The organism is Corynebacterium sp. MSK047 (assembly GCF_030232285.1).
Lineage (GTDB): Bacteria > Actinomycetota > Actinomycetes > Mycobacteriales > Mycobacteriaceae > Corynebacterium > Corynebacterium jeikeium_D.
In genome coordinates this window covers 104,912-130,245 of sequence record NZ_JASPJI010000005.1, presented here as the reverse complement: position 1 = coordinate 130,245, position 25,334 = coordinate 104,912, and the positions used below count along the sequence as shown (strand labels likewise).

Below are 25,334 nucleotides of genomic sequence, written 5' to 3'. Positions count from 1 at the left end.
ACTCAATCGGCATTCAAAAAGGCCAAATCTAACCCCCGCGACACGCCGAGCCAGACACACATTTTGACCCTTAACCCTCCAAAAAGGCTGGATCAAATAACCGCAACACGCCCGGAAAAGACACACTTTTCTTTACTTAACCCCCGACGCCCAGCGCACCACTAACCAAAAGCAAAAAACGCCAGCTCCAACCGGAACTGGCGTTTAGAATTGCGACCCTGACGGGACTTGAACCCGCGACCTCCGCCGTGACAGGGCGGCGCGCTAACCAACTGCGCCACAGGGCCATCATGATTTTTAGTGGTACTCCCAACGGGATTCGAACCCGTGTTGCCGCCGTGAAAGGGCGGAGTCCTAGGCCTCTAGACGATGGGAGCCCGACTTAACGCTGCAAAGAGTTGCCCACTCAGTGGCACACTCCGCGTACACCTGCAGTGTATGAACATTGCATTTGCGCGCGCTCTTGGCAACGTAAAGAACTATAGAGGATAAGTACCCTTTTCCCAAAATCCACGGTTGAACTGGAGTTTCTTACTATTTCCGCGGACGCTACTAGTACTCAGATAAGCTCGCAACTATGGCAATTCCGGATTTCATTGTTCAGCTCCGTGAAAAAGTGGGCCACGCTCCGCTCTGGCTCCCCGGTGTCACGGCTATCGTCATTCGCGATGTTCCGCCGAATGCACCGATGTACGCCTTGCCCGAGGTCTTGCTGGTTCGTCGCTCCGATAATGGTGAATGGACCCCAGTCACCGGAATTATCGACCCGGACGAGCAGCCTCACGACGCCGCCGTGCGAGAGGTAAAGGAAGAAACGGGACTCGATGTCACAGTTGAGGCCCTGCTTGGAACTGGCGCCGTTGGCCCTATCGAACACCTCAACGGCGATGTTTCCTCATATCTGGATATCTCCATGCGCTGCAGTGTTGTTGGCGACGACGTCCCCTATGTCGCTGATGATGAATCCACTGATGTCGGATGGTTCCAGATCTCACAGATGCCACCGATGAAGCCACGCTTCCGCTTGATAGTCGCCGATGCAGTGGCGCAGCTTAAGCACCCGGCGGGCTTCAAGCCACGGATGGGCTACCACAAGCGGGAGAAGTAGGTGCCACAGAGGGCAAATACAGGCAAGATACTACAAAACCCCAGGCTGTTGATGACCTGGGGTTTTGCGTGCTTGTGGGCCCTGCGGGGCTCGAACCCGCGACCTGCGGATTAAAAGTCCGTAGCTCTACCAGCTGAGCTAAAGGCCCGCGCAACAAAACAGCCTAGCAATTACGCGCTTGTTTTTAATAATTGCCCTCCGGAGTTTTGCCCTGCCCGCGTCGATAAGTTCACACCCCGGAACTTTTTACCCCTCCTGTCCGACTGAATTAATAAGCAGGAATACTGCGGGCACTTGATGCAGGCTTCGACAAATCCGACGAAGTACACGCATCGTTTATGTCTACTTTTTCAGTCGAGGAAACATGGATGTCGTCGATATATCTCGTTGGCAATTTGGCATAACCACCGTCTACCACTTCATTTTTGTCCCACTGACAATTGGTCTAGCTCCGCTCGTCGCGCTCATGCAGACACTGTGGGCCACGACGAAAAATGACCTTTGGTACCGAGCGACGCGGCTTTTCGGCACCATCTTCATTATTAACTTCGCCATGGGCGTAGCCACGGGTATCGTCCAGGAATTCCAGTTCGGTATGAACTGGTCGGAGTACTCCCGCATGATCGGTGATGTCTTCGGCGGCCCGCTGGCTCTTGAAGGCCTCATCGCATTCTTCCTGGAATCCACTTTCCTGGGACTGTGGATTTTCGGCTGGGGGCGTATTCCCACCTGGATGCACACGCTCTCGATTTGGATTGTCGCTATTGCGGTGAATATCTCGGCGTATTTCATCATCGTCGCCAATTCGTTCATGCAGCATCCTGTAGGCGCGGTCTACAACCCGGAAACCGGCCGCGCAGAGCTTACAGACTTTGGCGCACTGTTGACCAACTCCACTGCCTTGGCAGCTTTCCCGCATGCCGTGGCCAGCTCTTTCCTTACCGCCGGCACGCTCGTTGTCGGCGTCAGTGGCTGGTGGCTGGTTCAGAGCCGCCGCGGTGGCCAGAGCAATACTGTTCACGAACGGACGTTTCACAAGTCCATGAAGGTCGGGCTCTGGACAACTGTGCTCAGCTCGCTGGCGGTGTTTATCACCGGCGATATCCAGGCCAAGCTTATGTTCGAGCAGCAGCCGATGAAGATGGCATCGGCCGAGTCCCTGTGCCACACGCAGACAGATCCAATGTTCTCGATTCTGACCGTCGGTACGCACAACAATTGCGACTCGGTGCTGCATCTCATCGAGGTGCCATGGGTGCTGCCTTTCCTGGCCGAGGGCAAGTTCAGTGGCGTCACGCTCCAGGGCGTGCAGGACCTGCAAGAAAAAGCTGAGGCGGTCTTCGGCCCAGGCAATTACTCTCCGAATCTGTTCGTCACATACTGGTCTTTCCGCGCCATGATTGGGCTCATGGTCGGTTCTCTGGCTATCGCGTTTTTCGCTTGGCTATTTACTCGCAAGGGGCGCGTGCCGACGGGCAAGCGAGCCCGCATTTTCGCCGCTTGCAGTATCCTCGCGATTCCGTTCCCGTTCTTGGCCAGCAGCGCTGGCTGGATCTTTACGGAGATGGGCCGTCAGCCCTGGATTGTGCACCCGAACCCGGATCACGCGGGCGACCCGCGCACCGAGCTGATTCGCATGACCGTCGATATGGGTGTGTCCGACCACGCACCGGCCACGGTGATTATCACCCTGGTGGGCTTTACCCTGCTCTACCTGATTTTGGCAGTGGTGTGGTTCTGGTTGATTCGCCGCGCAGTTATTGCCGGACCTCCGACCGAATCCGCTGAGGCTATCAACGCCATCGGCAATGACCCCGAGCACGCTGGCCCGTCGTCACCAATCGCTACCAATCTGGGCGCGATCATCTCGTCTCCGGTTCGATTCAACAAGGTCCATGCCCAGTCCGCTGCCAGCCCCGACTCCGAAGTCTCCGCGACTGAGGACACAAAGTAGATAAGGATGTATCTCTGACATGTTCGGATTAGATCTTCCCGTTTTGTGGTTTGTCCTGATCGCGTTCCTGTTCGCCGGCTACTTCCTTCTCGAGGGCTTTGACTTCGGCGTCGGAATGCTGCTGCCGTTCGTTGGCCGCGATGAACCGCGTCGTAAAGCGATGCTCGGAACTATCGGGCCGGTATGGGACGGCAACGAAGTGTGGCTAATTACCGCTGGCGGCGCGCTCTTCGCGGCGTTTCCGGAATGGTATGCGTCTATGTTTTCCGGCTTCTACCTGCCGCTCTTCCTGATTCTGGTGGCGTTGATTGTCCGTATCGTCGGGCTGGAATGGCGCTTCAAAGTCAACGATGAGCACTGGCGCGCCTGGTGCGACCGCGCGATTATCTTCGGCTCCTGGCTGCCTCCAATTCTGTGGGGCGTAGCGGTCGCGAACCTGGTGCGCGGTGTCCCGCTGAATGCCGACAAGAACTTGGACTCCGGCTTTAGTACCCTGCTCGGGTTGCTGAACCCGTACGCTCTGGTCGGCGGGATTGCGTTTGCGGCTGTGTTCGCTCTTCACGCAGTTACGTTCCTGCGGCTGAAGACCGCCGGCAAGCTACGCGACGAGGTCGGCAACGCCGCTCGAATTCCGGCACTGTCGGCGCTGATTTTTGGCGGCGTGTTCCTCATCTGGACACAGTTGGGATACGGAAAGACCTGGCTGTGGGCTGTTGTCGTTATCGCCGTCGCGGGGCTGGTCATTGCCATCTCCGCAACCGTAGGCAACCGCGACGGCATCGCTTTTTCCGCAACCGCCGTCACCGTGACTGCCGTCACCACCGTTGTCTTCGGCGCCATGTACCCGTACCTGATGCCGACGACGCTTGCCGACGGCGTCTCCCTCGATATCTGGAATTCCGCCTCTAACCCTTACACGCTGAAAATCATGACCTGGACCGCGCTGGTGATTACCCCACTGGTGATTGCCTACCAGGCGTGGACATACTGGGTATTCCGCAAGCGGTTGATGGCTGAGCGTAAGGTCTCGCAGTAGACCGTCCGTTGGAGGTTAGTTTCTAAAAAGTGGCACCTGTCGATCCGAAACTATTCAAGCTGTCGGCCCCAGCCTGGCGTTGGGTCATTTTCGCGGGCGCACTGACCGCCGCGAGCACAGGTGCCACAATCGCGTTGGGGCTGGCAATCGGCACTATTACGGCGCAGGTTCTGGGTGAGGCAACTCCTAATTGGACATTATTCGCGCTGATAGCCACGGCCGCTGTACTCGTTCGGGTGGCCTGCTCCTACGCGCTCGTGCGTTTCGGCCAATCTGCGGGTGCACGCGTGGCCACAGACCTGCGCAGCCGGGCACTGCGAGCCCTGGCTCTGCGCGATCCTCGCACTGTCGACACCGCGCACTGGCGCGCATTGCTTTCGGTCGGGCTCGATGGTGTGGCCGTCTACGTGGCGGAATTCCTCCCCGCACTGGTGGCCGCAGCGCTGGCTACCCCGATGGCACTGGTCGCAGTCGCATGGTTGGACCTCCCATCGGTTGCCATCGCGGTTGTCACGCTGCCACTCATTCCACTGTTCATGTGGCTGGTAGGTCGCCTCACTGAGGGCCACACAGAACGCCGTCTGGCCGACATCGGCACGGTGCGTGGTCAGATTCTCGACCTGGTCATCGGCCTGCCAACGCTCAAAGCGCACAACATGGCCGACACCCCCAGCGAGGAAATCAAGCGCCTGTCGACCCGCCACCGGAAATCCACCATGGAGGTCCTGCGCATCGCTTTCCTATCCGCGTCGGTCCTGGAATTCCTCACCACCCTGTCAATCGCCCTCATCGCCGTCGGCATCGGTTTCCGACTTCTGGGAGGCCACATGACGCTGGCAACCGGCCTGGCAGTGCTCATCATCGCCCCAGAAATCTATGGCCCGGTGCGCCAGGTTGGCCAGAAATTCCACGCCGCCCAGGACGGTGTGGTCGCTGCCACCGAAGTCACGGAACTGTTAGACAAGGACGCTGGCCAGACTCCAAACTCCACAGACACCACCTCTGAAACTGTGGAAGAGGTGGCCGAAGGAACGTCGTCAAGCAGTGTCCACAGCGCCCCCACGGTCGTGTTCGAACGCCTTTCCGCGCCGGGGCGAGACGGCGTGCGGCCAAGTGAATTAAGCGCCATCGCGCAGCCAGGCACAGTGACGGTGCTGGCGGGGCCGAACGGCGTGGGCAAGACGACAGCGCTGCTTGCGGTCGCCGGCATCGTGCACGAGGGGTTGGAAGGCTCCGTAACTATTCGCGACGGCCAGCGCATTCTCCGTGACCAGGATCTGCTGCGGCGCATCGCGTGGCTGCCCCAACGCCCAGTGTTGGACGCAGCGACGGTGGGAGACAATTCGCGGCGCTCGCTCGGGCAACGTCAGCGGGAGGCGCTTCGGCGCGAGCTTGCCGACGACACCCGCGACCTCGTCCTCCTCGATGAACCGACAGCTCACCTGGATGCCGACAGTGCGCAGTCCGTGATTAGGCTCCTGCACGCACGTGCCCGGCGCGGAGCCACAGTGATTGCCACCAGCCATGATCCGCTGTTGATTGCGGCCGCCGATCGTGTGGTGGAGGTGCAGTCGCGATGACTACTCTGCAAGCGCTTCGTCGCCTGGTGAAACCCCGCGACCTGGTTTGGCCGGTGTTGGCGGGCACCATCACGCTGCTGTCCGCGCTGAGTCTGACCGTGGTGTCGGCGTGGCTGATTACGCGTTCTTGGCAGATGCCACCGCTGATGGACATCACCTTGGCGGTGACGTCTGTGCGCGCGCTGGGTATTTCGCGAGCTGCGTTTCGATACCTCGACCGGTTGGTCTCCCACGATGTGGCGTTGCGCACCGCCGAGCGCTCGCGCGTGAAGCTATGGGAGCATTTCGTGGCCGACCGTACGCTGGCGCTGCGTGAGCGTTCCGATATTGTCACAGCGCTCGGGGCGAATATTGACGCACTTGCCGATGCCGTCGTGCGTTCAATAGTGCCCGCGTTGGTGGCGCTTATGACCTCTCTCATCGCCGTCATCTTCGTAGCGCTGCTCTCGCCTGCCGCTGCGGTTCTCCTTGCGGTGGGACTGCTTCTGGCCGGCGGTGTTGCTCCTTACCTGACGTATCGCACCACTGCGCGCTCAAGTCAGCGTCGCGCGGCCGCGCTTCAGTCGCATGCCGCTGCCGTCGAAGCGCTGCTTTCCGACGCCGCCGGCCTGCGTATCCACGGCCAGTTGGATGAGGCAGTCTCTGCCGCGTCATCCTCCAGCAAAACGGTTGCGGCCATCGATGACGCCGCAGGTCGAGCAAATGCCCGCGCCTCCGCACTGAGCACCGCGGCTAGCGTGTTGACCGCTGTCCTGACCGTGGTCGTAGCGTCGTGGTTAGTGACGGATTCGGCCGGGGGCGCTGGCGGCGGTTTGCTGCACTCTCCCGAGTGGCTGACGGTTCTGGTTCTGGTGCCGCTGGCGGCTTTTGAGTCGGTTGGTCCGCTGCCAGCTGCTGCGCAAACACTGGCGCAATCGAGGGAAGCCTTGCTGACGCTCGCGTCAAGTGCGAGTGAATCAGGGGAAGCGGATGCCATGCGCTCAGCCCCAGTCCCCACAGCGCCAATCCACACGTCCCCGCTCGCTCAGAACCACCTGACAGTTCGGCCAACTCTGCAGGTTCAAGACTTAATCGTGGGCTACCCCGACGACAACAGTTCGAATACTGCGGAAGAGCCCGCTGCCCAGCCAGCTCAACTGCCGATGCAAAACTTCGAGGTCACCTTTGGCGACTACCGGGAGATCACGGCGCCGTCGGGAAGCGGAAAGACCACGCTGCTGAAGACAATCGCCGGACTAATCCCGCCGGTTGCGGGCACGGTGACTATCACTGACGGAGACGGACGTGAGCTGTGGCGCAGTGCGGCAAGTGCCGGAGAGCCCCACGTAAACACGGAGCAGTGCGACTTGGTGCGTTTTATCGCCGAGGATGAGCACATTTTCGCCACGACGGTGCGGGACAACATCTCTATTGGTAACCCGCAGGTCAGCGACGATGACATCTACTCCGTACTGGACGCCGTGGGCCTGCGCAATTGGGTCGATGCCGCACCCGACGGCCTGGACACGATTCTGGACAGCGGCGCGGACAGTCTCTCGGGTGGTCAGCGGCGCAGGCTCATTCTCACCCGTGCGCTTGTCAGCACAGCGCCAATCCTGCTTCTCGACGAACCCACCGAACACCTCGACGAAGAGTCGAACCACATCCTGGAAATTCTCCGCAATACCACCGACCTGCCCGGTGGGAGGGGTCGCCGAACGGTGATCGTCGTCAGGCATCCGCGGACGCAGCGCTAACCGGGGCGATCCGATCCGCCAGATAAAACAGATTCGAAAACGGCAGTTCAGCGTGACACAATACTGTACGTGTTAGATACCTCCTCGAGTCCGCTCAGCGCCGCCAAGCCCGCCGATGCCACGTCCGCGCACATGCGCATCGGCCCCTTTGAGCTCGCTTCCCCCGTGGTACTCGCTCCGATGGCCGGTGTCACCAACGTGGCATTCCGTACGCTGTGCCGCGAGCAGGAGCTGCAGCGTACAGGCACGGTCTCGGGCCTCTATGTCTGCGAGATGGTCACCGCGCGAGCACTGGTCGAGCACAACGAGAAGACCATGCACATGACCACCTTCGCGCCTGACGAAAACCCGCGCAGCCTGCAGCTCTACACCACTGACCCGAAGTGGACCTACGAGGCCGCGAAGATGATCGTCGACGAAAACCTCGCCGACCACATCGACATGAACTTCGGCTGCCCAGTACCGAAGGTCACCCGCAAGGGCGGCGGCTCGGCGCTGCCGTACAAGCGCCGTCTCTTCGGCAACATCGTCGCCGCAGCGGTCAAAGCCACTGAGGGCACGGAGATCCCGGTGACCGTGAAATTCCGCGTCGGCATCGATGACGAGCACCACACGCACCTCGACGCCGGCCGCATCGCCGCTGAGATGGGCGCCCAGGCTGTGGCTCTGCACGCCCGCACTGCAGCGCAGCGCTACTCCGGCCACGCTGACTGGTCACAGATCGCGCGGCTGAAGGAGCACATGGTCGACTCCGGCTTCAGCGATATCCCAGTGCTTGGCAACGGCGATATCTTCGCCTCCACCGATGCCCGCAAAATGCTCGACGAGACCGGCTGCGACGGTGTCGTCGTCGGTCGCGGCTGCCTTGGCCGCCCGTGGCTGTTCGCGCAGTTGTCCGCCGAGCTGCGTGGCGAAGAAGTGCCGCCGGCACCAACATTTGGTGAGGTCGCGGGAATTATCCGTCGTCACGCGGAACTGCTCGTGGAGCACGAGGGCGAGCGTAAGGGCTGCCGCGACCTGCGCAAGCACATTGCCTGGTACCTGCGGGGATACCCTGCCGGCAGTGAGGTGCGGAAGTCTCTTGCGCGCGTCGATTCGCTGGCACGCTCGACGAGATTCTCGCACCGCTTTACGACGGCCCCAGCGCCCACGCCCGCCCGGAGGACGCCGACGGCGCCCGCGGCCGACAGGGGTCCCCTGCAAAGGTGGTCTTGCCGGAGGGCTGGCTGGACGACCCGGAGGACGACACCGTGCCCGAGGGCGCGGAGATTATGCACTCCGGTGGCTAAGCTTCGGTTCTGAGCGAGTGTTTACATAACTTTACGAGGGGTAATTGGGGGCTCCCCACTAACGCGCGACGTTGTTGAGGATTGCCTACTATGGAACGCATGCGCACTGTCTACCGAGAACAAATGGACAACTTGGCTCACAGCCTGATTGTGATGTGTGACCGAGTTGGCTCCATGCACAAGCTTGCGAACAAGGCCCTCTTCGAGGCTGATTTGGTCTCGGCTGAAACAGTTCTTTCCCAGATTGATTCTCTCGAGGACCTGCGCCAGGATGCGGAGCAGCGAGCCTTCGAGCTATTGGCCCGCGAAGCTCCTGTGGCTGGTGATCTCCGACAGATTGTCAGTGGCCTCTACATTGTCGAGGACATCTCCCGCATGGGCGCGTTGAGTGTGCATATTGCCAACGTTGCCCGGCGTCGCCACCCGAACAAGGCACTGCCGGAGGCCGTGGAGGGGTTCTTCCGCGAGATGGCCTCCGTATCTGAGCAGATGACGCACGAAACCCGTCAGGTGCTCATCGACTACGACGTTGACCAGGCATTGGCCTTGGATAAGACCGATGACAGCATCGATGACATTCACCAGCACCTGTTTACGCTGACCAACGACGATAATTGGCCTCACTCCCCTGCGCAGACAGTGGATGTCACTCTGCTGAGCCGCTTCTACGAGCGTTACGCGGATCACGCTGTCGAGGTTGCCGCCCGGATTATTTACCTGGCCACCGGTTACAAGCGCGATGTCTACCTGGACAAGCTCGAGGATGAGCGCGACCAGCGCAGCTTTAACCAACGCCTGCAGGCCTTGGAGCGTCACCTGCGGATGTAGGTTCGTGAAGCTGCAGGCTGTTGGGGGGGCTGGGCTGTTGGGCTGCTCGGCGGGCTGGGTGTTGGGCTGAGCTGTAGAGATGTTGGGGGCTGTTGAGCTGCGTCGATGGGCCAACTGGCACGGGGTTTTAAACCGAAGTGGAGCTGTTTTTAAGCCACACCAGGCTAAACACTGCCCCAGCCAAACACTGCCCCAGCCACAACACCGCCTCAAACCGAGAAACTGACTAGGTTTATGACACTTTACCGCCTATAAACGCTATTCATCTGACATAAACCTAGTCAGTAACTGTTTGATCCCGCCACAAAAACTGTTTTCCCCGGCACAAATCACCTCCGCGGTTAGACAATCAGGTGGCAAAACAAGTGCGCGACATAGCAATCTCATAAACTGCAACAACAATAAGAGCCCCGTACCTCGCGTGAACACGCGTGAAGTACGGGGCTCTTTTTGGCTTATTACGGCATACGCAAAGCGTTTAACCGAAGCGACCGGAGATGTAGTCCTCGGTTTCCTTCTTGTCTGGATTCTCGAAGATCTTCTTGGTCGGGCCAACCTCGACCAGGCGACCCGGCTTACCGGTTGCCTCGAGGGAGAAGAACGCAGTCTGATCGGACACACGAGCTGCCTGCTGCATGTTGTGGGTCACGATGACGATGGTGAATTCTTCCTTCAGCTCATGAATCAGGTCCTCGATTGCCAGGGTGGAAATCGGGTCCAGTGCGGAACACGGCTCATCCATCAGCAGAACTTCCGGCTCAACTGCAATTGCACGTGCGATGCATAGACGCTGCTGCTGACCACCGGAGAGGCCGCCACCCGGCTTGTCCAGGCGGTCCTTGACCTCATCCCAGAGGTTGGCGCCGCGCAGGGACTTCTCGGCAACCTCCTGGAGATGAGCCTTGTTTTTAACACCGGCCAACTTCAGGCCAGCCACGACGTTGTCCTCGATGGACATGGTCGGGAACGGGTTCGGACGCTGGAACACCATACCGATGGTGTTACGAACGGAGACCGGGTCGATCTTCGGGCCATAGATGTTTTCGCCGTCGAGAAGCACCTCGCCAGTGACGTAGGCACCCGGGATGACCTCGTGCATACGGTTCAGCGAACGGAGCACGGTGGACTTACCACAGCCGGACGGGCCAATGAATGCGGTAACGGAACGCGGCGGGACGTGCAGGTCGACGTTCTGCACAGCGTGGAAATCGCCGTAGTAGATGTTGACATCGTTAAGGTCTAGGCGCTTAGCCATGGTCTTTCAAAAACCTTCCTTGAAATAGCGGACGTTAGGCGCCCAGCATTAACTGCTCTTGACGGAGAACTTGGCGGATACGAAGCGCGCCAGGATATTGATGAGGGCAATGATGAGAACCAGCGTGAGCGCTGCGCCCCACATCTTGTCGAATGCCGCACCGGTATTACCGGCCTTGTACATGTCCAGCATGAACAGCGGCAGCGAGGACTGCGACTGGCCGAACGGGTTATAGGTGATGATTCGCGAGGTTGCAACCAGGATCAGCATCGGTGCGGACTCACCCATGACGCGTGCGACGGCCAGCATGACGCCGGTGACGATGCCCGACAGTGCGGTCGGGAGCACAATCTTCAAAATGGTCTTCCACTTCGGAACACCCAGAGCGTAAGAGGCTTCACGCAACTCGTGCGGAACGATGCGCAGCATTTCCTCGGTGTTGCGCACAACGATCGGCAGCATCAGCAGAACCAGCGCCAGCGAGACAGCGAAACCGGAACGGCTCATGCCGAACATGACCACCCACATCGAGTAGATGAACAGCGACGCGACGATCGACGGCACACCGGAGAGGATGTCGACCATGAAGGTGGTGACCTTGCCCAGACGGGAGTTACCTGCATACTCGACCAAGTAGATGGCAACGAAGATACCGAACGGCACGGTCATGAGAGTCGTGACCAGAGCCTGAACCAAGGTACCGACGATTGCGTGAGCAACACCACCGGCAGACGCACCAACAGTGACACCACGCTGGGAAGCAGTCCACCACTCACCACTCAGCAGTGACGGGGTGCCTCGGACGACAAGCTCGAAGAGAACCCACACCAGCGGGATCAGGGCAAGAGCCATGCAGCAGTAAATGAGGACCGTGGAGACGTTGTCTGCCACCTTGCGGGAACCCTTAATCTGGGTGAATGCCGACTCCGTGGTGGGGACCATGTCTGCAGGGCCGTGAGGCGAAGAATCAGTAGTTGAACTAGTCATTGTTACTTCTCGTTTCTTTTCCTACGACCTTGCTACTTCTTCGCAATCATTCGGGCTGCGGAGTTGACCACGAAGGTCAGCAAGAACAGCACCAAACCTGCGGACATGTATGCGCCGGCCTTGAGGTTGTCATTGAACTCTGGTGCCGCATTAGCAATTGCGGTTGCGAAGGTGGTACCACCATCGAAAAGCGAGCCACGGAATGCCGAGGACGGGGAGATCACGAGGTAGAGAGCCATCGTCTCACCGAGAGCACGTCCCAGACCCAGCATCGAGCCGGAGATAAAGCCAGAACGACCGAATGGCAGAATAGCCAGCTTGACCATCTCCCAACGGGTCGCACCGAGAGCCAGCGATGCCTCAATGTGACCACGCGGGGTCTGAACAAAGACCTCACGGGTGGTAGCCGCGATAACCGGCAGAATCATAATTGCCAGCACAATGCCACCGGTGAAGAGGTTTCGACCGGTCTCGAATGCCGGCGAGTTTGGGTACAGGGCAAACATCGGGATAAAGCCCAGTGTCTTAGCCAACCACCCGTACAGACCAGCCAAGGCCGGACCGAGAGCCATAAAGCCCCACAGACCGTAAACAATCGACGGCACTGCGGCCAGCAAATCCACGAGGTAACCCAGCGGCTTGACCATCTTCTTTGGAGCATAGGCAGTCAGGAAGATAGCAATACCCAGCGCAACCGGCATAGCCAGAATCAGCGCCAGGATGGAAACCGCGACGGTCACCAGAAACATGTTCGGAATACCGAAGTACATGGCGGAGGTATCCGCCAGGTTCCATCGTTCGGTATAGGTGAAGAAGTTCGCTTCGTTACGGGACATTGCCGGAACTGCGCGCAGGAGCAGGAACACTGCAATTGCGATGATGGCAGCAGTCACCAATGCGGAAGATCCTACCGCCAGAATCTTGAAGATTCGGTCACCAGGACGAACAACGCCGGACTGAATGGCTTGCTCTTCCGAGCTCTCGTCGCCGGAGGAATCCACCTGCGGTGCTGAGGACTGCAACAGACTGCTGTCTACAGCCTCCTGCTTCCCTTCAATGGGAGTCGAGGAACTCATGATCTCATTTCCTAAGTAGAAGTGATTTGTGCTTCAACGCACATGAAGACCGATTGGCCTCAGTACCCCTCTACGAGCGGTACCCAATCAACTGAGGTGTCGATATATAAAGCCAACCGGTCTACGTCAGGTTTTCGGCCTACAGCTCAGATCTGCGTGGCCGGCTGAAGTGATCCTCGCGCCAACCGGGTAACGACAGAGCCAACTCTGCTTTCACCCGCGTTGCGCGCAAAGAATTACTTGATAGCGTCAACCGCTGCGGACAGCTTGTCCTTGAACTCACCTTGAACCGGGATGTAACCCAGCTCTTCGAGCTCTGGGCCCTGGCCCTCTTCCAGAACAACCTTCAGGAAGTTCTTAACCAGGTCACGAGTCTGCTCGTCGTAACCAGCGGAGCAGACGATTTCGTAAGTGGTCAGAACCAGCGGGTAAGCGCCTTCCTCATCCATTGCGAACAGAGCGTCGGTGTCAACAACCATGTTGTGACCCTCAGTCTTGAACGTGACGGAATCCAGAGCCTTACCGACGGTGTCGTTGTTCAGCTCAACCGGACCATGACCGAAGTCCATCTTGGCGATGCCCAGGTCCTTGTCCTCAGCGAAGCCAGCCTCGACGTAGGTGATAGCACCGTCGATGTTGGCGACCTCGTTGACAACACCAGCCGAGCCGTTAGCACCCTGGCCAGTAGCAGTCGGGAAGGACTTGGAAGCCTCGTGCTGCCACTGCTCCGGAGCAGCTGCGCTCAGGAACTTCATGAAGTTATCAGTAGTACCGGACTCCTCAGAGCGGTAGACAACCTTGATGTCCTTCTCCGGAAGATCGACACCTTCGTTGACCTCAGCGATCTTCGGGTCGTTCCACTTGGTGATCTTGCCGTCGAAGATTTCAGCAACCAGAGCCGGGGTCAGAGCGACGTCAACACCCTCGAGGTTGTAGGCAACGGCAACCGGACCGATAACCATCGGCAGGTGCCATGCTTCATTGCCGTCGCAGCGCTTCTTAGCCTCTGCGACCTGGTCCTTGCCGTCCTTCTCCTTCAGCGGGGAGTCAGAGCCAGCGAAAGCAACGGTGCCGGCAATGAACTGAGTCTGACCGGAACCAGAGCCAGATGCGTTGTACGACAGGGTCGAGCCGGTCTCTTCAAACTTGGTGGCAAACAGATCCATGGCGCGCTGCTGCGAGGTAGCGCCCTCGCCCTGCAGCTCACCGGTGACGTCAGCCAGACCCTCAACGTTAGAAGCGCCTTCGCCGCCCTCTTCAGAGCAAGCAGCCAGGGTAAGGCTTGCAACAGCGGCCAGACCAATGACAGATGCCGCACGGTTCTTCTTCAGCACAGTAAATCCTCCGGGTTTACACAATGAGTGAAACAGTTCTCGTGGAACCGCCACACTCCGGTCCACTGCGCTGAACCTATCTACCGATAGTAACCGGAACCTGTTCAAAACATTAACAATCGGTGAACGGCGCAAGTAATTCTTTATTTATCCTCATTTCCCCTGTAAGAGGCCCTAAAATGCGCCCCTGAAACACTGAGGATTGGACAACATCTCCCCAAAATCACAAGTATCATTGCCCCCGCGACAGAGGAAAACCACCTAAAACTGAGACAAACCTAAGCTCGCCCTCTCCAATAACCTCTCCAATAACTCAGCCCTTCCCCAACAACTCGCCTCCAATAAACCGAACCGTCACATTTACGCGCCGTACATCACATCACGGCGAGCCACTTCAAAGCCAACCGCACGGTAAGTGCGCACTGCCGGAGCATTGTCGCCTTCGACATAGAGAATTACCTTTTCCGCTCCCCGGCTCCGGAGATGGGAAAGCCCAACGTTGGTCAGCCATCGCCCCAGACCACGTCCGCGTGCCTTCGAGCTCAGCCCAATCACATACACCTCACCAGTTGGCACAGACTCCTCGGCGTGCCACTTCGTCCAGTGGAAACCGCAAATCTCCTCCGCACTGTCGCGCGCCCCGGCCACATCCGCAGCAAAGAACACGCCCTCCGGGTCGAACCACTGCACGTTCCGAGCGCGATCGAGTTGTGGCTGCGACCAACCTCCCTGCTCCGGATGCCAGTCAAACGCCTCATTATTCACAGCCAACCACGCCCGATCCACGGCCGCCTCACCCCACTTCGCGCGTGCCGCAGTCAGGGTTAGCGCTTCAACATCATCGCGCTTATCGACGGCCCCCGCAGCCTTCTCCAACGCTGAGCTCGAAATGGACATCTGCAACAGCTCGCGGATGACCTTGCGTCCCGTCAACTCTGCCAAACGACTGGCACCGGCGACATCACCGTGAGCCCAGACAGGCAGGCGCTCGCCGACCTCAGCATCGATGTGCGCAAGCAGCTTCGCCCCCACTCCTTGCTTACGAAACTCCGGGTCAACAACCATCTCCACAGCATCCGGCGCAACGGCGGCCAGGCCCAAGTAACGGTCGTTCTCAATAATCGCAAAGTGTCGATGCCCGAAAGATTCGTCGTCAAGCCCTCGGACGAAAGCCTCGCCGAACGCCTCCACGCCGTCGGCGGAGTGGGCGTGCTGCAGTAGCGTATCGGCGGCGGTGGTGTCTACGTCAAGCAGTTCGGTTACGTTCATACGCCCCACCCTATACACAGCAGCGAATTTAACACTTCCCCGATGTCGTCTGAGCCAAAAGCGATGGGGTACTAATAGAGTGTGTCCATTTCCCGACGACAGAAGAAGATCGGTGGCTCTATCCTCGCCGTTGCCGCGCTGGTGATTGCCACCGACATGGGCTTCGCCAGCCATGCGGAGTACAAGCTCTCCGAGCATATTCAGGAGACTGCTCAGCTGGAGATGACCCCATACGTCGCCATTGGTGGCAAGGCCTACTTGTCTTCCTTTGTTACGGGTAAGTGGAGCTCCGTAGCCTCGCGCATCCGCGATGTCGAGGTGCCCGACTTCGGCTTGGTATCTCTGGAGTACGGAGCTTCCAACGTAAAGATCCCGGCATCGGCAGTGCTCAGCGGTAATTTCCCAGAATCGCCGACGAAGCAGTACTTCACTAAGCTCTCGCTCGACGGAGTCTCTCTGGGAAACAAGCTGGGACTGACCGATTTGAGCATCCAGAGCCTGAAGGACTCCTCCCCCACCGGCGGCTGGGAGACCGAGGCTATCTTCGAGGCCACGCCAGCCGGATGGCAGGGAAAAACCCAGGTTACGGCGAAGTTGCGCATTGTCAGCCGCGACGTGGTCATTACGCCGATGGAGATTATTTCTGCGCCCTCGTCCCCAACGGATTCTAAGAACCACGTCAAACCTGAGCTGTCTGAGGCTGATACGCAGCACATTATGGACACCTTCGCTCTGACACTGCGGGATTCAGATATACCGATGGGCATGCCGGCGACTCGCGTGTACGTGTCGGGCGGTTCTATCACCATCGAAGGCGAACAGATTCTGTGCACCGTGTCGCCAACAAACTTCATGCCGCCGACATCCCAGCAGGATGCCGAGGCGTCAGCTCAATCCACGGAGAAGCTGCCGGAGAAGAACTGTCGGGTGCGTCGCTAAGGCCGTCGTCAAGCATCGCCGTTAAGCGTCGGTGCAGCGTTAGCACCATGCGACAACAGCCCATACATGGCCACAAGAGCTTCAGCGGTAGAGTGTGAAGCATGACCGAGAAGAATGGCAGCAACCAGACAGACGCCGCTGCACAGGAGCCTGCAGCTGCGGAAGCCCCTCGCCTCGACGGCAACGAGGCCATCAACCGCGCGGCCGAACAGGCCAAGAGCACCGCTACGCGCAACATCACTGAGCTTGAGGGGCTCCCGATCCCCGACGAGACCGCGAATCTGCGCTTCGGCCCGAATATTCACGACGGCTTGCTGGCACTACTGCCGCTGGTCGGCGTGTGGCGCGGTGAGGGACAAGCGAACACTGTCGTCGACGGTGAGTACAACTTCGGCCAGCAGCTCATTTTCAGCCACGATGGCGAGAACTACCTGAAGTATGAGTCGCGTATCTGGAAGCTGGATGAAGAAGGCAAGCCGACCGGCCCTGACCAGCGCGAAACAGGATTTTGGCGCATTAACAACGAGGACGAGATTGAGTTCATCTGCGTCCACTCCACCGGCGTCACTGAGATCTACTACGGCAAGCCGGTTTCCGAGCGTGCATGGGAACTGCAGGCAGCCTCCACAATGGTCACTGCTACCGGTCCTGCATCCCTTGGCCCGGGCAAGCGCCTCTACGGTCTGATGCCGAACAATGATCTCGGGTGGGTAGACGAGCGCCTGCGGGATGAGGAATTCGCTCCCCGCATGTCCGCGCAGCTCAAGCGCTACGCGGGCTAGGTTCTCCCCGCTTTACGACGGGCGTTGTGGGGCCCTACTGCGTCGCCCAACTGCATCAAGCCCTACTATTTGGGGCCCTACTGCGTCGCCAGCGCCTTGTCACACAGGTCGCGGAATTCCTTTTCCGCGATTGCATCCGGCTGCCGGATGGGCTCACCATCGATGGACTTAACCACGACCGCGATACGCACCGAAGACACCAGCCATACCGCATCGGCGGTGAATAGGTCCCCGGGCACCAGGACCGTCGGGGTGACTTTCCAGCCGCAGTTGGCGGCTGTTTCAAACAGCGCTGCCTGAGTTGTGCCCGGCAGCACTCCTTCACCGGGGTTGGGAGTCAGCAGTTCATTGCCGCGCTGAACGATGATGGTCGATGTTGGGCCTTCCAAGAGCTTGCCCTCTGCGGACGTGAAGATGACATCGTCAAAACCCTTGGACTTGGCATAGCGCAAAGCGGCCATATTAGCTGCGTATGACAACGTTTTCGCGCCGATGAGCGCCCACGGTGCACGGGAGCCAAGGTCGAGCGAGAAACCGCGCTCTGCAAGCATGACCGATACCGGCTTCAGACGGTTTTCCGCCACCTTTTCCGCGGAGCTAGCCAAAACGTAGCCAGTCGGCTCTCCGGTGGACTCACGACCACGCGAGTACACCCACCGCAACGTCGCATCCCCCTCAATTGACCTATCGCGCAACTCCTGTAGTGCGACCTCGGTAGCCGCCCGCCACTGCTGCAGATCTGGGGTTGGCAAATCCAGCATTAGCGCTGACGATGCGAATCGCTTCTCGTGCCGGTCGGTATTACAGGTATGACCACCCCTGACCAGGAGTGTTTCAAAAACTCCGTCGCCGCGAATAGCTCCGAGATCATCCGCGTAGAGGAACGGCTGTCCTGCCTCGACAGCAACCGGGCCGCCGTCTGCGAAGACGTCGATAAGCACTAGAGAAGAAAGCGAATCCGTCATACACACAAGCTTAATCCATGCTTAATTTGAGGATTTCTGGTTAACATGAGGGAGTGAGTGTTGAGTATGTAAGTCCTTTGATGTCTCACGTGGCTGGCGCCGCTGCCCTCGAACTGGGCGGACAGATGGAAGGTTTGGAGAAGGCCTCAGAGAACGCCCCAGACGGAAACTCAGCGAAAAACGTTGAGCAAACCGCAGGGCAAGCTAGCGTGGCATGGCACTACGGCCGTCCGCTGGTAGAGCAACGTCATCTGCAGGAGGACTGCGGCGTAGTAGATCGCTCGTACTACCGCGTTATTGAAGTCACTGGCGAGGATCGCCTGACTTACCTCAACACACTTTTTTCGCAGAAGGTCGACGAAGCCGCTCCCGGCACTGTCACTGAAGCACTGAACCTGGATGCAAACGGTCACGTTCTCCATCACATGACGTTGACTGTTTTGGACGATTCCGTGCTTATCGACGTGCCCCCTGCCGGCTTCGACTCCCTGTTGAAGTACCTGAACATGATGGTGTTCTGGTCCAAGGTGGAAATTGCTGAGGTAGAACGGGCGATTATTTCCGTCATGGGGCCGAATGCCCCTGAGGTACTGGTAGCCGCTGGCCTCGCATTCCCGCAGGTGGGCAAGGCTACGACTGTGGGACATTCCTACGTCCGGCACCTGCCGTGGCCACGCGGCGGGCGTGTGGATGTGCTCGTACGCCGACAGGATTTAGTCGGTGCTTGGGACGCGCTGGTGGCTGCTGGCGCCTCCCCAGTTGGCCTGATGGGCTGGGAGGCCGAACGTGTAGTCTCCTTGCGGCCAGAGCTGGGAATCGACGTAGACGAAAAGATGATTCCGCATGAGGCTCCGCGCTGGATTGCCTCTGAATTCGACACGGCTGCCGTGCACTTGGACAAGGGCTGCTATCGCGGCCAAGAGACGGTATCACGTGTCCACAATGTTGGTCGCTCCCCACGAGTATTGGTGATGCTGCAGCTCGACGGCTCGGCCACCCTGCCGGAAACCGGCGATCCCGTGATGATGGGCAAGCGCGCCGTGGGCCGCGTGGGCACCGTCGTGCAACATGCCGATTACGGCCCGATTGCTTTGGCTCTGCTTAAACGCTCAGCTCAGGAGCGCGAGGGCCTTGTGGTGGGTGACTGCGCCGTGGCCGTCGACCCTTCCTCCATCGACCGCGTTGAGCAGCTGCCGCCGGGCCGTGTGGCCATCAACCGCCTGCGTGGGAAATAGGTAACAGGAAATAGGTAAAGCCACCAGACAGAGTGGTGAAAAAATAACTTTTTCCATTCTTTTTCAGAAAGGACATTTCCCCAGGCCACAGCACATATTGAGTTGCCTGAGCGCGAGGACACGACCCACTATGGGCCTCCCCGCGTAACCCCTTCGTCTAAAAATCGGCTATGGTGTCTTACAGGAATTAACGCAATAAGACATAAGTGGGTCGGCCGTATCCCCGTGCCGCCCCACGGATTACACAAGGGGGTCAGGCCATGGGTCGCGGCCGTGCGAAAGCAAAGCAGGCGAAGGTTGCCCGTCAGCTCAAGTACGATTCACCAGAGATGGATTTGGAACGTCTGCAGCGGGAACTCGTCGGCAAGTCGAACGAGTCCGATCGAGACGACTATTACTCTGACTGGGAGGAATGGGCCTCAGGCGCTGGTCGCGACAGCTAGCGCAAGCTAACCGCTGTCGTATTTTCCGCAAAGCGTTTCTATTTCAATAAACCAAGCACCCACCAACGATTCCGTTGGTGGGTGCTTGCTTTTGCTTCGTCGACTGCGTTTATGTTCCGCCGATTATGTTCGGCCGCGGCGAATCAATCCGAGTTACTGACTGCGTTTATGACAAAAATCGCCCGAAAAACGGCTCGAAAGTGTCATAAACTCATACAGTTTCACATTTGCAGCCCGTGGCTTTTTTTTGGGGGGGATCCTCGTTGTGCAACCCAGAATCTAGACCGCCCCGTCGCATCAGTAGGCCGCCCTCCACGGCAGACCAGCCGGCCCAGTCCCCGGCCGCCCGTCGCAGTAAACCGACGGCCGGCCGACGCTTAGAAGCGCGGGTGGCTGCCGCGCAAAACAGCCCCGTCCTCGCCCGCCTCGCTCTTGCGGACAGTACCCAGCTCCCAAGCGTTGATGTGGCGGGCAGTCAGCAGAGCCAGGGCACGATCGCGGTCCTCTGCGGAAACAATCGCAACCATGCCAACACCCATGTTGAAGGTCTTCTCCATCTCCTCGCGGGAGACGTTGCCGAGCTCAGCAATGGTCTTGAAAATCGGACCCGGGGTCCATGTTGCGCGGCTCATGTCGGCGGTCAGGCCTTCCGGCATGATGCGAACCATGTTGCCAGCCAATCCACCACCGGTGACGTGGCAGAAAGTGCGGACCTCGGCCTCGTTCATCAGAGCCAGGCAGTCCTTCGCATAAATCTTGGTTGGCTCCAGCAGCTCCTCCCCGAGGGTGCGGCCGAAGTCCTCGACGTAACCGTCGAGCTCCAGACCGGCCTTCTCCAGGAGAACGTAGCGAGCCAGCGAGTAGCCATTGGAGTGAAGTCCAGAGGACTCCATGGCGATAATGACATCGCCCTCACGCACGCGGTCCGGGCCGAGAAGCTTGTCCTCTTCCACGACACCGACGCCGGTAGCGGAGACATCGTACTCGCCCGGTTCCATCACACCCGGGTGCTCTGCAGTCTCGCCACCCAGGAGTGCGCAACCCGCCTGGACGCAACCCTCGGCGATGCCGGAAACAATCTCGGCGACGTGCTCCGGCACGACCTTGCCAATTGCAATGTAGTCCTGCAGGAACAGCGGCTCGGCACCGCACACGACCAGGTCATCGACAACCATGGCGACCAGGTCCAGGCCAATGGTGTCGTGCTTGCCGACGGCCTGCGCCACGGCCAACTTGGTCCCCACACCATCGGAGGATGCGGCCAGCAGCGGCTTTTCGTAGTTGCCCAGTGCAAACAGGCCGGCAAAACCGCCGAGCCCACCACGGACCTCTGGGCGAGTGGCCTTCTTGGCAATCGGGGCGAATAGTTCAACGGCGCGGTCGCCGGCTTCGATGTCGACACCGGCTGCAGCGTAGGAAGCACCAGAAACGTTCTCGGTCATTAGAGGCTCTCGCTTTAAACTTTCTCCCCCGGGCGGTGTTACTGCCGTATCCGGGAGTATTGGCGGACCGGGAACAAAGCAACGGCTGCAATCCACAGCACCGCTTGCGCTTCGTTCTCGGTTCAGTTCTCGTAGTTCATTCTAAGGAGGTTTCGAGGCTAATTGCTCGTTGCGGCTTTGGCAGCCTGGGCTGCCTGCATCCTCTCCACAGCTGCCGCATTCGGATTGCCCTCCGGCAGACCCAGCGGGTACTTGCCATCGAAGCACGCACAACAGACTTCGGTCTTTGCCTGCTCGGAAGCGGCGACCATGCCATCGATGGAGACAAATCCCAGGCTGTCGGCACCAATCGCGGTTGCGATACCGGCGACAATGTCATTTTCATCGACACCGTTGGCCAACAGCTCCCCCGGGGAGGCGAAGTCAATGCCGTAGAAGCACGGCCATTTCACCGGCGGTGCGGCGATGCGCACGTGCACTTCCTTTGCACCGGCCTCACGCAGCATGCGAATCAGGGCGCGCTGGGTGTTGCCGCGGACAATGGAGTCATCGACCACGACCAAGCGCTTACCGGCGATAACTTCCTTCAGCGGGTTCAGCTTCAGTCGGATGCCCAGCTGACGAATCGTCTGCGAAGGCTGAATGAAGGTACGCCCCACGTAGCCGTTTTTGGTCAGCCCCTGTCCAAACGGGATGCCCGATTCCTGGGCGTAGCCAACAGCGGCCGGGGTACCGGATTCCGGCACTGGCATCACCAGGTCACCGTCAGCCGGGAACTCGCGGGCCAACTGGCGACCCAGCTCAAGACGCACCGCGTTGACGGAGCGGCCACGGATGTTGGAGTCCGGGCGGGCCAGGTAGACGTACTCAAAAATGCATCCAGCGTGGGTGGTCTCGGCAAAACGCTGCGAACGCACACCGGAAGCATCAATGGTCACCATCTCGCCTGGCTCGATCTCGCGGACGAACGATGCACCGACGATATCCAGCGCGCAAGTCTCGGATGCGACTACCCAGCCACCGGACAGGCGACCCAGGCACAGCGGGCGCACACCGTATGGGTCACGCGCGGCGTACAGCGTCTCGCCATCGGTGAAAGTAAGACAGAAAGCACCCTTCAAACGCGGCAGCAGTGCCATCGCGGCCGCTTCTACATTGGTGCTGCAGCCGTAATCTTCGGGGTGGTCAATCTTGCCGGTTTCGTCGGCAAGCAAAGTGGTCATGATTGCGGAGTCACTGGGCAGCTCGCCCTCTTCACGCAGCAGGCCCTTGTCGACCGCCTCATGGAACAGCGTGAGGTGATTGGTCAGGTTGCCGTTGTGCCCCAGCGCGATGTCCGTGCCGTCAGAGGCCATCTGGAACATCGGCTGTGCATTCTCCCACGCAGGAGCGCCAGCCGTGGTGTAGCGCGTGTGCCCCACCGCTACATGCCCCTTCAGAGCGTCGAGCGTCTGCTCATCAAAAACCTGGGAAACAAGGCCCAGGTCCTTGAATACGAGAATTTGGTCGCCGTCGCCGACTGCGATACCGGCGGCTTCCTGGCCGCGATGCTGCAGGGCAAACAGGCCATAGTAGGTGAGTTTGGACACGTCTTCGCCAGGTGCCCAAACGCCAAAAACGCCACATTCTTCGCGCGGGGATGTCTCTCCCAGATCGTCGTAAGGCGAAATTGGCAAAAGTTTGGTCTTTGGTGCACCTGAAATGTTGGTATCGGCCACGACATTCACACTAATAGCCCCACCCGCCTAGGCACCAATTCAGCATCCCCCCCACGGGCTTTAAGAAATGCGCGCCACCGGCAGATGATTCCCGATTTCTGCCGCGCGCGTTCCCGACATATCGATGTGCGCCTGCACCTGCTCTAACGTGATCATTCCGCACGCGAGTCCCAGCCAAATCTCCGGCGACATCTCCACGACATTGGGCGGCGTACCGCGCGTGTGCCTGGGCCCCTCAATGCACTGGACCGCGACGAAGGGCGGCACGCGCACCTCGACGCTATGCCCCGGAGCCTCTTGGGCGAGCATCCGCACGGACAGACGTACCGCTTTGGCAAGGCTCGCACGGCTTAACGACGACCCCTGCGCCCCATCCGGCCCGATGAAGGAGGCAGCCTCTTGGTCAGATAGCAATTCGCGACCGAGAAACCGTTGCGCCGCCCAGGGTGCGGCGGTGGAAAGAGCGCTGCGAACGTCGAAAGGCGAGATTTTGGATACCATAACCTCATCCTAGAGTTATGCTTTCATATATGGATACGCAGTCAACTGAAAAAGCTGAACAGGTGCATGCTCCGGCATCACCATCTCTTGTACTCCGTTTTATGGCATCGCCGACCGATGTCATTATGGCCGGAACCAATTCTGTCCACGGCGGCCGTGTGTTGCAGTGGATTGACAAGGCCGCTTACGCCTGCGCGACCGGCTGGTCGGGACGCTACTGCGTGACTGCGTACTTCGGTCACATTCACTTCACTCGCCCGATTCCCAGCGGCCACATTGTTGAGGTGCGCTCCAAGATTGCGCATACCGGCCGCAGTTCCATGCACATCGTCAACGAAGTGCTCTCGGCTGATCCGCGCGAGGGCAAGTTCACCCGCGCAGCTGACTGCCTGGTGATCTTCGTGGCCATGGATGAAAACGGTAAGTCGACTCCGGTGCCGAAGTGGGTGCCGCAAACGGAGGAAGAAGAGCGCGTTGAGAAGGCCGCTCTTTCCCGTTTTGAGCTTCGCCGCGACATCGAGGCCAGCATGCGCGCGCAGACCTACTCCGCGGACTCTTCTGCACCCGAGCTGACCACTCGTTTCCTGGCAAAGCCGACCGATGTTAACTGGGGCGGAAACGTCCACGGTGGCACCGCTATGGAGTGGATCGACGAGGCTGCGACGGCAGTTACCACCAACTGGGCAGGGCGCCAGACCATTTCTGTCTACGCAGGTGGTATTCGCTTCTACAGCCCGATCCACATTGGCGACCTGGTTGAGGTGCGCGCACGCATCCTGCGTACAGGCACGACCTCGATGCACCTGTCGGTGCAGGTCTACTGCTGTGAGCCCCGCAAGGGTGTCGGCGGCCTGCGCAAGGCACTGCATTCAACCATGACGTATGTCGCAATTGATGACGATTTCAACCCGCAGCCGGTACCGCACTTCCAGCCGACGACGGATGAGGACAAGCGCCTGCACGCTCACGATCTGTCACTGAAGGCGTTGCGTGACAAGTACAGCCCACTGCCGCTGATTGAGCGCGAACAGGATTAAGCCGCCTGGCTACCCGGCTTCCTGTTTTTCCACCAGATGGATAGGAACATCCAGCCAATCAGCGCGAAGGTGATGTAGGTGACGTACCGGTCAATCGTCTGCAGGGAGCCCTGGATGCTTGGGCCAAACTTCAGGCCCAAGTACAGGTAGAAGCACTTGAGCATTGCGGCACAGAAGAAGAGGTACACGCCTACTACCCAGCCGCGCACCTTCGCAATACCACCGATGGCCACGACAATCGTGGCCGGAATCGGCGAGAATGGCACAAACGATGCCAGCACACTCAGCCCGATGCGTTCATAGATGAAGTTCTCCATCTTCTTAAACCATCGCGGTGGGTGTCCGCCGAAACTCATCGTTATGAATTCCGTGCCCCACTTCTTGCCCATCCAGTAGAAGAACGGCATGAACTTGATTGTCGAAAGCGCCGCAATCACTACAACAGCGAAGAGGAAGAGCGGCCGGTCCTCGTTTTCCGACGCGAGAATCAGCACCGACAGATTCGATCCTGTCAGCCATGTGTGCAAGAACGTGTACTTGAGCAGCAAAACCGCACGGAACGGGATGATTGCAAAGCCGTACACGGCAACCAGCATCAGCGATGCATAGAGAAGCTTGTCTATTTTGTCCGGCTCACGCAGGAAGCTCGGCAGATCCTCACGAGGGTCGTGCTCGGCCTCGTTACGCATGTCGGGTGAAGTCATGAACCACAGTTTAACTGCACGCCCTCTTCTGCAGCAGGAGCCGCAGACTAGGCCATTACGTACGGCTCAGACGCACTCGCCAAGGACGAGCGCAGCGCCGCCTACTATCCTGAGAA

General features: G+C 59.2%; 21 protein-coding genes, 3 tRNA genes and 1 pseudogene. 12 read left to right on the top strand and 13 right to left on the bottom strand.

The window, feature by feature from the left end; all coding sequences use genetic code 11:
* Positions 1-213: 213 nt before the first annotated feature.
* Both QP981_RS03290 and QP981_RS03285 read right to left on the bottom strand, forming a co-directional pair.
* A tRNA-Asp gene (locus QP981_RS03290) sits at positions 214-287 on the bottom strand.
* 14 nt (positions 288-301) lie between these two features.
* Positions 302-377 (bottom strand) — tRNA-Glu (locus QP981_RS03285).
* A 200-nt stretch (positions 378-577) separates the two neighbouring features.
* On the opposite strand from QP981_RS03285, the gene QP981_RS03280 reads away from it, so the two are divergent.
* The gene (locus QP981_RS03280) at positions 578-1,108 is read left to right on the top strand and encodes an NUDIX hydrolase (RefSeq protein ID WP_070643090.1); all 531 of its coding nucleotides are present in this window, start codon (positions 578-580) and stop codon (positions 1,106-1,108) included.
* 75 nt (positions 1,109-1,183) lie between these two features.
* On the opposite strand, the gene QP981_RS03275 is transcribed toward QP981_RS03280, so the two are convergent.
* Positions 1,184-1,256 (bottom strand) — tRNA-Lys (locus tag QP981_RS03275).
* A 216-nt stretch (positions 1,257-1,472) separates the two neighbouring features.
* Between QP981_RS03275 and QP981_RS03270 the strand changes: the two genes are divergently transcribed.
* The 6 genes and pseudogenes from QP981_RS03270 to phoU all read left to right on the top strand — a co-directional run bounded on the left by QP981_RS03270 (position 1,473) and on the right by phoU (position 9,531).
* Positions 1,473-3,062, top strand: coding sequence for a cytochrome ubiquinol oxidase subunit I (locus tag QP981_RS03270; RefSeq protein WP_070643088.1), 1,590 nt, complete (start codon positions 1,473-1,475; stop codon positions 3,060-3,062).
* Between the two features lie 19 nt (positions 3,063-3,081).
* Positions 3,082-4,098 carry a cytochrome d ubiquinol oxidase subunit II gene (gene cydB / locus QP981_RS03265; protein WP_016421374.1) on the top strand — a complete coding sequence of 339 codons (1,017 nt, stop codon included), beginning with the start codon at positions 3,082-3,084 and terminating at the stop codon, positions 4,096-4,098.
* A gap of 29 nt (positions 4,099-4,127) precedes the next feature.
* Entirely contained in the window at positions 4,128-5,678 is a 1,551-nt protein-coding gene (locus tag QP981_RS03260; protein WP_284857370.1) for an ABC transporter ATP-binding protein/permease, read from the top strand.
* Complete coding sequence (cydC, locus tag QP981_RS03255) at positions 5,675-7,414, top strand: thiol reductant ABC exporter subunit CydC (protein ID WP_256881909.1); 1,740 nt, start codon at positions 5,675-5,677, stop codon at positions 7,412-7,414. The genes QP981_RS03260 and cydC overlap by 4 nt, the downstream gene beginning before the upstream one ends.
* Positions 7,415-7,546: 132 nt before the next feature.
* A pseudogene (dusB, locus tag QP981_RS03250) lies at positions 7,547-8,703 on the top strand (tRNA dihydrouridine synthase DusB).
* 90 nt (positions 8,704-8,793) lie between these two features.
* A complete protein-coding gene (gene phoU, locus QP981_RS03245) occupies positions 8,794-9,531 on the top strand; it encodes a phosphate signaling complex protein PhoU (protein ID WP_101688091.1) in 738 nt (245 codons plus the stop codon).
* A 478-nt stretch (positions 9,532-10,009) separates the two neighbouring features.
* On the opposite strand, the gene pstB is transcribed toward phoU, so the two are convergent.
* The 5 genes from pstB to mshD form a co-directional block, all read right to left on the bottom strand.
* Complete coding sequence (gene pstB / locus QP981_RS03240) at positions 10,010-10,786, bottom strand: phosphate ABC transporter ATP-binding protein PstB (protein WP_016421380.1); 777 nt, start codon at positions 10,784-10,786, stop codon at positions 10,010-10,012.
* Positions 10,787-10,834: 48 nt separating this feature from the next.
* A complete protein-coding gene (pstA, locus tag QP981_RS03235) occupies positions 10,835-11,728 on the bottom strand; it encodes a phosphate ABC transporter permease PstA (RefSeq protein ID WP_049173081.1) in 894 nt (297 codons plus the stop codon).
* 77 nt (positions 11,729-11,805) lie between these two features.
* Positions 11,806-12,849, bottom strand: coding sequence for a phosphate ABC transporter permease subunit PstC (gene pstC, locus QP981_RS03230; RefSeq protein ID WP_016421382.1), 1,044 nt, complete (start codon positions 12,847-12,849; stop codon positions 11,806-11,808).
* Positions 12,850-13,085: 236 nt separating this feature from the next.
* Entirely contained in the window at positions 13,086-14,183 is a 1,098-nt protein-coding gene (pstS, locus tag QP981_RS03225) for a phosphate ABC transporter substrate-binding protein PstS (RefSeq protein WP_016421383.1), read from the bottom strand.
* Between the two features lie 360 nt (positions 14,184-14,543).
* On the bottom strand, positions 14,544-15,452 hold the full coding sequence (gene mshD, locus QP981_RS03220) for a mycothiol synthase (RefSeq protein ID WP_284857372.1): 909 nt from the start codon (positions 15,450-15,452) through the stop codon (positions 14,544-14,546).
* 81 nt (positions 15,453-15,533) lie between these two features.
* Here mshD and QP981_RS03215 point away from each other — a divergent pair, with 81 nt between their 5' ends.
* Positions 15,534-16,391: an LmeA family phospholipid-binding protein gene (locus tag QP981_RS03215; protein WP_284857373.1), complete on the top strand. Its 858-nt coding sequence runs from the start codon at positions 15,534-15,536 to the stop codon at positions 16,389-16,391.
* Between the two features lie 101 nt (positions 16,392-16,492).
* The gene (locus QP981_RS03210; RefSeq protein WP_016421386.1) at positions 16,493-17,173 is read left to right on the top strand and encodes a heme-binding beta-barrel domain-containing protein; all 681 of its coding nucleotides are present in this window, start codon (positions 16,493-16,495) and stop codon (positions 17,171-17,173) included.
* A 77-nt stretch (positions 17,174-17,250) separates the two neighbouring features.
* Here QP981_RS03210 and QP981_RS03205 read toward each other — a convergent pair whose 3' ends face one another.
* Positions 17,251-18,138, bottom strand: coding sequence for an aminodeoxychorismate lyase (locus tag QP981_RS03205; RefSeq protein ID WP_069359331.1), 888 nt, complete (start codon positions 18,136-18,138; stop codon positions 17,251-17,253).
* Between the two features lie 80 nt (positions 18,139-18,218).
* Here QP981_RS03205 and ygfZ point away from each other — a divergent pair, with 80 nt between their 5' ends.
* Together ygfZ and QP981_RS03195 are read left to right on the top strand one after the other, a co-directional pair.
* The gene (gene ygfZ / locus QP981_RS03200; RefSeq protein WP_016421388.1) at positions 18,219-19,373 is read left to right on the top strand and encodes a CAF17-like 4Fe-4S cluster assembly/insertion protein YgfZ; all 1,155 of its coding nucleotides are present in this window, start codon (positions 18,219-18,221) and stop codon (positions 19,371-19,373) included.
* A 260-nt stretch (positions 19,374-19,633) separates the two neighbouring features.
* Positions 19,634-19,816: a DUF3073 domain-containing protein gene (locus tag QP981_RS03195; protein WP_005511943.1), complete on the top strand. Its 183-nt coding sequence runs from the start codon at positions 19,634-19,636 to the stop codon at positions 19,814-19,816.
* Positions 19,817-20,193: 377 nt separating this feature from the next.
* Here QP981_RS03195 and purM read toward each other — a convergent pair whose 3' ends face one another.
* The 3 genes from purM to QP981_RS03180 form a co-directional block, all read right to left on the bottom strand.
* Positions 20,194-21,258 carry a phosphoribosylformylglycinamidine cyclo-ligase gene (gene purM / locus QP981_RS03190; protein ID WP_016421389.1) on the bottom strand — a complete coding sequence of 355 codons (1,065 nt, stop codon included), beginning with the start codon at positions 21,256-21,258 and terminating at the stop codon, positions 20,194-20,196.
* Between the two features lie 158 nt (positions 21,259-21,416).
* Positions 21,417-22,985, bottom strand: a complete 1,569-nt coding sequence (gene purF / locus QP981_RS03185) for an amidophosphoribosyltransferase (protein WP_049193817.1) — start codon at positions 22,983-22,985, stop codon at positions 21,417-21,419.
* A 51-nt stretch (positions 22,986-23,036) separates the two neighbouring features.
* Entirely contained in the window at positions 23,037-23,477 is a 441-nt protein-coding gene (locus tag QP981_RS03180) for a sterol carrier family protein (RefSeq protein ID WP_284857375.1), read from the bottom strand.
* 29 nt (positions 23,478-23,506) lie between these two features.
* Between QP981_RS03180 and QP981_RS03175 the strand changes: the two genes are divergently transcribed.
* Positions 23,507-24,514 carry an acyl-CoA thioesterase gene (locus tag QP981_RS03175; protein WP_016421392.1) on the top strand — a complete coding sequence of 336 codons (1,008 nt, stop codon included), beginning with the start codon at positions 23,507-23,509 and terminating at the stop codon, positions 24,512-24,514.
* Here QP981_RS03175 and QP981_RS03170 read toward each other — a convergent pair.
* Positions 24,511-25,218 (bottom strand): hypothetical protein, encoded by a 708-nt coding sequence (locus tag QP981_RS03170; RefSeq protein WP_049193818.1) that lies wholly within the window; start codon positions 25,216-25,218, stop codon positions 24,511-24,513. The two genes, QP981_RS03175 and QP981_RS03170, sit on opposite strands and share 4 nt — an antisense overlap.
* Between the last annotated feature and the right edge of the window lie 116 nt (positions 25,219-25,334).